The sequence below is a fragment of the Geodermatophilus maliterrae genome, assembly GCF_041018925.1.
In the GTDB taxonomy this organism is placed as follows: Bacteria; Actinomycetota; Actinomycetes; order Mycobacteriales; family Geodermatophilaceae; genus Geodermatophilus; species Geodermatophilus maliterrae.
In genome coordinates, this window is record NZ_JBFNXQ010000158.1 from 1 (window position 1) to 7,526 (window position 7,526).

At 70.7% G+C, this 7,526-nt stretch carries 7 protein-coding genes; 2 read left to right on the forward strand and 5 right to left on the reverse strand.

Annotated features, from left to right (window positions below):
- Nucleotides 1-86: 86 nt before the first annotated feature.
- The 5 genes from ABQ292_RS25525 to ABQ292_RS25545 all read right to left on the reverse strand — a co-directional run bounded on the left by ABQ292_RS25525 (nucleotide 87) and on the right by ABQ292_RS25545 (nucleotide 5,605).
- Entirely contained in the window at nucleotides 87-1,010 is a 924-nt protein-coding gene (locus tag ABQ292_RS25525) for a Cgl0159 family (beta/alpha)8-fold protein (protein WP_369210507.1), read from the reverse strand.
- Entirely contained in the window at nucleotides 1,003-1,965 is a 963-nt protein-coding gene (iolC, locus tag ABQ292_RS25530; RefSeq protein WP_369210508.1) for a 5-dehydro-2-deoxygluconokinase, read from the reverse strand. The genes ABQ292_RS25525 and iolC overlap by 8 nt, the downstream gene beginning before the upstream one ends.
- Before the next feature lie 136 nt (nucleotides 1,966-2,101).
- Complete coding sequence (locus ABQ292_RS25535; RefSeq protein WP_369210509.1) at nucleotides 2,102-3,595, reverse strand: sugar porter family MFS transporter; 1,494 nt, start codon at nucleotides 3,593-3,595, stop codon at nucleotides 2,102-2,104.
- Nucleotides 3,596-3,818: 223 nt separating this feature from the next.
- Nucleotides 3,819-4,601, reverse strand: a complete 783-nt coding sequence (locus tag ABQ292_RS25540) for a DeoR/GlpR family DNA-binding transcription regulator (protein WP_369210510.1) — start codon at nucleotides 4,599-4,601, stop codon at nucleotides 3,819-3,821.
- Entirely contained in the window at nucleotides 4,598-5,605 is a 1,008-nt protein-coding gene (locus ABQ292_RS25545; RefSeq protein ID WP_369210511.1) for a LacI family DNA-binding transcriptional regulator, read from the reverse strand. Before ABQ292_RS25545 ends, ABQ292_RS25540 begins: the two co-directional genes overlap by 4 nt.
- Nucleotides 5,606-5,956: 351 nt before the next feature.
- On the opposite strand from ABQ292_RS25545, the gene ABQ292_RS25550 reads away from it, so the two are divergent.
- Together ABQ292_RS25550 and ABQ292_RS25555 are read left to right on the forward strand one after the other, a co-directional pair.
- Entirely contained in the window at nucleotides 5,957-6,745 is a 789-nt protein-coding gene (locus ABQ292_RS25550; RefSeq protein WP_369210512.1) for a LacI family DNA-binding transcriptional regulator, read from the forward strand.
- Nucleotides 6,746-7,196: 451 nt separating this feature from the next.
- On the forward strand, nucleotides 7,197-7,367 hold the full coding sequence (locus ABQ292_RS25555) for a hypothetical protein (protein WP_369210513.1): 171 nt from the start codon (nucleotides 7,197-7,199) through the stop codon (nucleotides 7,365-7,367).
- Nucleotides 7,368-7,526: the final 159 nt, after the last annotated feature.

The window sequence follows — 7,526 nt, forward strand, 5'->3', positions numbered from 1 at the left end:
CCGGTAAGCTCCCTAGGACTCGTGCGCGGGACCGGGCATCCTGCGGTGGTCATGTCGTCTCCTGAGCTGGGGTACTGCGAGACTGGTCAGTGGACGAGTGCGGTCGCGGTGTCCACGGCGGCGGCGACGTCGTCGTCCGGCGGGTAGAGCAGGGTGCGGCCGATGACCAGACCGCGGACGGCCGGCAGCGCCAGGGCGTCGCGCCAGCTGGCGTAGGTCTCCTCGGGCCGGCGGGAGGGGTCCCCGCCGAGCAGCAGGGTGGGCAGGGTAGTGGCGTCCATGACCCGTTCCATCTCGGCGACCACCGGCAGCTTGAGCCAGGTGTAGGCCGAGGTGGCGCCGAGCCCCTGGGCGATGTGCACCGATTTGATCACCCCGTCCGGGGAGAGGTCGTTGACCACCCGGCCGTCGACCCGCCGGGACAGGAACGGCTCGAGCATCATCACGATCCCGGCCCGGGCCAGTTCGCTGATCGTGCGTCCGGCGGTCTCCAGCATGGCGACGGTACCGGCGTCGTCGAGGTCGATCCGGTTGAGCATCTTGGCCGCCTCGAACCGCGCTGCGATCACTCCGGCGACGTCGTAGCCGGTCATCCGGTCGTCCAGCTCGAAGGAGGCCCCGGCCAGCCCGCCGCGGTTCATCGACGCGACGACGACCTTGTCCTCGAGCGCGCCGAGCAGGAGCAGGTCCTCGGCGATGTCGGCGGTGGCGAGCAGGCCGTCCACGCCGGGACGGGCCAGCGCGGTGCGCAGCCGGTCGAGCATGTCGGTGCGGCTGGCCATCGCGGTCGGGCGGCCCTGGGCCGACAGCGCGCCGCGGGCGGGGTGGTCGGCGGCCACGAGCATCAGCCGGCCGTCCTGCGGGAGGAAGGCCGGTCGGCGGCGGCGCGCGGCCAGGGCCCGGCCGATGGCCTGCGGGTCGCGGCTGCGCAGCTCGGTGACCTCGGCGTAGGTGGTGCACATCGGCGGGGCGCCGAGCACCTCGGTGGGGGCCAGGGCGGTGTCAGACACGGGTGCCCTCCAGGGACGCGGCGACGGAGGCGTCGATCTCGGCGGCGGTCGGCATCGCGGTGGAGCACTCCAGCCGGGAGGCGACGATCGCGCCGGCGGCGTTGGCGTTGCGCAGCAGCTGCTCCAGGGGGAGCCCGGCGAGCAGGCCGTGGCACAGGGAGCCGCCGAACGCGTCCCCCGCGCCGAGCCCGTTGACCACCTCCACCGGTATCGGGGGCACCGCCACCCGCTCCGACCGGGTCTTGGCCAGCACGCCTTTCGGCCCCTGCTTGACCACGGCCAGTTCGATGCCGGCCTCCAGCAGCGCGTCCGCGGCCCGGTCGGGGTCGGTCTCCCCGACGGCGACCGCACACTCCTCCCGGTTGCCCACCGCCACGGTCACGTGCGGCAGCGCCGCGCGCACCTGGGCGCTCGCCTCCTCCCACGAGGACCAGAACATCGGCCGGAAGTCGAGGTCGAGCACGGTGTGCGCCTGCCGGCCGCGGGCCTCCCATGCCGCGTGGTGCGCCGACCGGCTCGGCTGCTCCGATAGTCCGGTGACCGTCGCCCAGAACAGCCGCGCCTTGTCGACCGCGTCCAGGTCCAGGTCTTCCGGACGGACCTGGAGGTCTGGTGCCTTGGGCCGGCGGTAGAAGTACAGCGGGAAGTCGTCGGGTGGGAAGATCTCGCAGAACGTCACTGGTGTCGGATGCTCGGGATCGACGACGACGTAGCGGTCGTCAACGCCCAGCTCGCCGAGGGCCCGCCGCACGAACCGGCCGAACGGATCGTCACCGACTCCGCTGATCAGAGCCGCTGGATGACCCAGCCGGGCCGCGGCGACCGCCACGTTGGCCGCACTGCCGCCGAGGTACTTGCCGAACGTCTCCACGTCCTCCAGCCCCACTCCGACCTGCTGGGGATAAATGTCGACTCCACAGCGCCCCAAGGCCAGGACGTCTACGACCTCCACCATGGTGATCTCCGCCCCTCGGTCCCGCGCTGATGGAAGGGGACCCGACCCCCGCTGTCGTCCCGCGCCCGGGACCTCGGGTAGCCCGCGCCACCCCGGGACCGCCCCGGGGTGGCGCGAGCGGTACCGGTCCGAACGCTCACCCGCCGCGGACCCCGGCCGGGGCCTCGTGCACGAAGCCCCCGGCGTCGTTCGTCCGGAAGTTGTCCTCGAGCTCCTCCAGGGAGCGGCCCCGGGTCTCCGGGGCGAACTTGGCCACGAAGAAGATCGACCCGGTGTTGATGAGCGCGAACAGACCGAAGGTCAGCGTCGCTCCGAGCGTCGCCACCAACGGCGGGAAGGCGAAGGAGATCGCCGCATTGACGGTCCACAGCACGAACACCGCGATACCCATCGCGAAGCCCCGAATGGTCATCGGGAAGATCTCCGAGAGCAGCAGCCACACCAGCGTGCCGATGAACGTCTGCACGAAGAAGACGACCAGCAGCATCGCAGCCAGAATGAGATAGCTGCGGAAATTGGACTCAGGTAGCAGGAACGAGAAGGCGAGGACCGCGTGCCCGGCCGCTACTCCGATGAAGCCGGTGATGATGAGCGGCCTGCGGTTGATGAAGCCGAGCAGGATGATCCCGATGACCGTTCCGATGATCGCAATGACGCCGACGGTGACGGTGAGGATGAGGCTGGCACTCGCCCCAAGGCCGGTCGACTCCAGGATCGTCGGCGCGTAGTAGTTGACGGTGTTGATGCCCGTGGCCTGCTGCACCGTGGCAAGGCCGCAGCCGATCCAGAGGATCCGGCGCATCCACGGGTAGGCGCGCAGGTCACGCATCGCTGCACCTTTGTCCTCGCCGACGTCGCGCCGGGCGTGCTCGGCGACGACGTTGTACTCCTCGGCGGCCTCGGCCGGCGGGCGGCTCAGGCTCAGGACCCGCCGGGTGTCATCGAGCCGGTTCTTGACCGCGTACCAGCGCGGCGAGTCCGGCAGGAAGAACAGGCCGATGAACAGGGCGACCGCGGGGATGGTGGCGACGCCCAGCATCCACCGCCAGACGTGCGGGTCCTGGATGACCGCGTCGAGGATGGCGTTGGTCGCGAAGGCGAGGAACTGCCCGGTCACGATCATGAGCTCGTTGATCGTGACCATGCGGCCCCGCGCGTCCACGGGCGCCATCTCGGCGAGGTAGAGCGGGACGACCGCCGCCGCGGCTCCGACGCCGAAGCCGAGGAGGATCCGGCCGATCACCATGATCACGACGTTCGGCGCGACAGCCGTGATCGCGGCTCCGACAAGGAAGAGGACGGCGCAGACGAAGAGCGCCCCGCGCCGGCCCAGTGCATCGGCCAATTTGCCGCCGAGGAGCGCGCCCAGAGCCGCCCCGGGGAAGAGCAGGGAGCTGACCACGACCGCCTCGCTGAGCGGCGTGAGGTTCAGGTCCTCGCCCATGTACAGGAGGGCACCGGAGATGACGCCGGTGTCGTAGCCGAACAGAAGACCTCCGAGCGTGGAGATCACGGTCAGCTTGACGAGGAACCGGTTGTTCGCTTTCGACCGCCCGGCTCCACCCGTTGCCTTCACGGAATGGCCGCTTCCATGACCGTGACTCGCCACCATCGCGCCTTTCTTCGACATTTGGCCTCTCATTGGGCCCTGGGCCCTCGAGGGCGAACAGAGCGGACGTCGTGACGCCGGCCCCTCACCCAGGTGGTGTCGAGGACGCTAAGCGCGGGTGGTGAGCGTCACAACGGGCGCTTGTGTTCGACATTGCACATTGGATGTTCGATCCAGAACACGGGAGCAAGCGGTCGGCACGAGGATCGGGACCTATCCGAGTAGGAGTTGCACCCCGGACGGCTCACCCGTCTACGACGTGCGGGACCACTCCCACCCGTCGCAGGGCGCAGGCCAATTCGGAGGGTGGCCGCTGGTCCGTGACCAGCCTCGTCAGTCGGCCGAGCGGCGCGATCCGTGCGGGCGCCGAGGTACGGAACGCCTCCCGTGTCACCACCAGGACCACTTCGTCGGCGATGTCCATGAGCTGCCGCTGGACACTCGCCTCAGCGGGAGACGCGGCGTACAGGCCACGGGCGTCGATCCCGCACGGGGTGAGGAAGAACGTCCTGACCCGCAGCTGGGCGGTCGCAGCTTCCGTCGTGGGGCCGACGAACGCGTGTCGGCCGGCCAGGAGTTCGCCTCCCAGAGCGACCACCCGCTCGAGCCTGCGGGTGGAGAGGCACTGCAGCACGGGCAGGGAGTGGCTGATGACACACCCGCTGAAGGTCTCTGGAAGCGCGCGGGCCACCGCGTGACCCGTCGCCCCGGCATCGATGGCGATCGTGTCCGTGTCGCTTACGAGATCGACGGCATGCGCGGCCACCCGCTCTCGCGCCTCAGCGTCGTCGTCCTCGGGAGAGCCGGAACCCAGCGGAGCGCCGGGCGTGAGGCTGGCCCCGCCGTGCACCAACCGGACGTAACCGTCGTTCTCAAGGGCGTGCAGGTCGCGGCGGATGGTCATCTGCGAGACACCGAGCTGGCGGGCGAGGTCGGTGACAGACAGGAAGCCCACCGATCTCAGCGTCGAGAGCATCCAGGTCCGACGCTCGGCCGCCGCCTCGTAGCGCAGGCTCGCAACAGTCACGGCGCCGCGTCCTGCCCGGTGGGCGGGGCCACGCGGGCCGGCCCGGTACTGGACCGGACGACGAGCTCGGCCGAGAGCTCCCGCGGACTGCGCAGGCCCGCGTCGCGGCTCCGCACGAGGTCCAGCAACAGCTCGACGGCAGCGGTCCCGGCCATGGCGGCCGGGATGCGCACGGTGGTCAACCGGGGCGACACCATCTCGGCCAGCTCGGTGTCGTCGAAGCCGACGACGCTGATGTCTGCGGGCACACCGATCCCGCGGTCGGCGAGCCGGTTGACCACTCCCACCGCGATCTCGTCGTTGTAGGCGACGACAGCCGTCACCGACGCCGCGAGGACGAGGTCCGCAGCGCGCACACCGGCCTGGAACCGCGCCGCGAAGGGACCGAGTTCCGACGCCTCCATGCCCAACCGGCTGCAGGCGTCGCGGAATCCGCGCAGCCGGACGTCGTTGGCGTAGCCATCGGGGCCGGCCAGGTAGACGACGGTGCGGTGGCCGAGTGCGTGCAGGTGCTCGACGGCGTGACCGGTCGCCTCGTAGAGATTCGTGAGCACGGCCGGGATGCCGTCGAGGAGGCGGTTGAGCATGACGATCGGTGTCATGTCGGCGAGTGCCAGCAGGGCGTCGTCCGGCATCCGCGGCGACACCAGCAGCAGCCCGTCCACCTGCTGCGCCAGGGCTCGTGCCGACGCCTCCTCGTCGTGCACGACCTCGTCGGAGCCGGCGACGAAGAGGGCGTAGCCCTCCCGGCGTGCCTGCCGGTCGACCGCCTTGGTGACGACGGCGGAGAAGGAGTTCGAGACGTCTGGGACGACGATGCCCAGGTTGCAGGTCCGCCCCCGCGCGAGCGCACTCGCTGCCGGATGAGGGGCGTAGTGGAGCTCCTCGGCCGCCGTCATGACGCGGCGCCGAGTCTCGTCAGCGACCGCCTGGGGCTGGGTGAACACCCTGGACACCGTCGCCGTTGACACACCTGCCCGGGCCGCGACCTTGCGGATAGACATGGCGCCTCCTCTCGGGGTGTAACGCAGTCTGCAAGCGTTTACAGTCACAGTCAAGTGGCGGCGCGGCCCGTCATACCGAGCCGGGCCCGGCGCGACGAGAGGACAACGATGTTCGATTCCCGGAGACGCCGCACGGTCGACGAGCGGCACGACGGCCGACCCTGGAGGACGGGGCCGCCCACGCCGGCGTGTCCTGCGCCCTCGTCTCGATCGTGGTGTGCGGGGTGGCCGGCGCCAGCGACGGGACGCGTCAGCGGGGGCTGAAGGCGGCAGCCGACCTCGGTACCGGCCCGACGCCCGGGCGCGCCCCTGGCGAGCGGCCGCTCCCGGTTGCTGGGCGTGGTCTTCGGCATGTCCGGCCGGTTCCACCTGGAGTTGCTCGACGGGCTGTACGCGGCCGCGGAAAGCGCCGGGTACGAGCTGATCCTGAGCGCCCTGACCCCCAGCCGGGATGAACGGCGAGCCGTCGAGACCCTCCTCGACTTCCGGTGCGAGGCGGTCATCCTGGTCGGGCCCGGCGTCGGCGCCCCCGTCCTCGCCGGTCGTCTCCCCGTCGTGGTGATCGGCTGGAACGTGGACAACTCGGCCGTCGACGTGATCCGGACGTCCGATGCCGCGGGGATGCGGCTGGCGGTCGACCACCTGGCCGACCTCGGGCACCGTCGCATCCTGCACGTCGACGGCGGCGTCGGCCCGGTCTCGAACTCTCGTCGCCGGGCGTACCGCGCCGCCATGCGCCGGCGCGGCCTCCCGCAGCACGGGCGGGTCGTCGGCGGGGGCATCAACCAGGAGGACGGCTCTGCCGCCGCACGCCTCCTGCTGGACGAACCGTCACTACCGAGCGCCGTGATCGCCTACAACGACGACGTCGCCGCCGGCCTGCTCGAGACGCTCTCCCGAGCTGGGGTTCGCATCCCCCACGACGTCTCCATCATCGGATGGGACGACAGCTCGCTCTCCCGTCTTCCCCATCTCGACCTCACGACCGTCCGTCAGGACGCCGCCCAGATGACCCGCCTGGCCATCGAACGCAGTGCCGCACGACTGGCGGCCCAATCGATCGGGGAGCGGGAACTGGTCCTCTCCCCCACGTTGACCCTGCGCGGCTCGACCGGGGCGACGGGGCCGGTCACGGCGTGAGTCCCGCGATCCAACACGCCATCGCGAGGCGACCGTTGTCTGGAACAGTCACCGTGGCCGTCCTCAGGGCCGGCCAAAATGAGCGCGGGCTCGAACGACCTCGGACCATGCCGCACACGCTGGTCCCGCGGTTGAAGGAAAGCGGTCCCCTCAGTCCGACCGGAGGTCGGGGCGGCCGAGACGGGCTCGGGAGGACGGTCGGAGCGAGCCCCTGCGAGCGGTCGCTCACCGGGGCTCGGGGCCTTGGTCGGCGATCCGTGGCGTCGGCGTCACCAGGTCGCCGGACACCGCCGACAGCACACGGTCGACGTGTCGCCTCGCCTCGCCTCGTCGGGCATCCGGACATGGCGACGCGCTGCCGTCTTATGTCCTGACAAAGTCTTGACGCGCATCTGTGTCGCGGAGCACAGTTCCTGGCACCGCAGGACGACGCACAGGGACGGAGCACACCGTGCAGAACGCACGCGACGTGGTGGTCAAGGGCCGCAGTGGCGTCGACGTCCACCCGCTGCACGGGGAAGTCGGCCTCGATGATGTCGAGACCTCCGGCAAGTTCCTCGGCGACAGCACGGCCAACGTCGCTGTCGCCGCCGCGGACACCTCGGAATCACAGAACGCCTGACGGAGGATCCCGTCCTCCCACCCTCGCACGCTCGGGGGTGTCAGGAGGAGTCATGAGACCGGGCGGCGTCGGTGAGACCGTCTCTGCCGACGCCGGCCCCGCAGTCCCACCCGATGCGCAGCACACCCCGGAGAGGCCACCACCGCCATGGTTCTGAAA

Bases quoted from the DNA above. Each gene is read 5' to 3' on its own strand.
- iolC (WP_369210508.1), bottom strand. From the start codon at position 1,965: ATGGTGGAGGTCGTAGACGTCCTGGCCTTGGGGCGCTGTGGAGTCGAC.
- ABQ292_RS25535 (WP_369210509.1), bottom strand. From the start codon at position 3,595: ATGTCGAAGAAAGGCGCGATGGTGGCGAGTCACGGTCATGGAAGCGGC.
- ABQ292_RS25545 (WP_369210511.1), bottom strand. From the start codon at position 5,605: ATGTCTATCCGCAAGGTCGCGGCCCGGGCAGGTGTGTCAACGGCGACG.
- ABQ292_RS25550 (WP_369210512.1), top strand. From the start codon at position 5,957: ATGTCCGGCCGGTTCCACCTGGAGTTGCTCGACGGGCTGTACGCGGCC.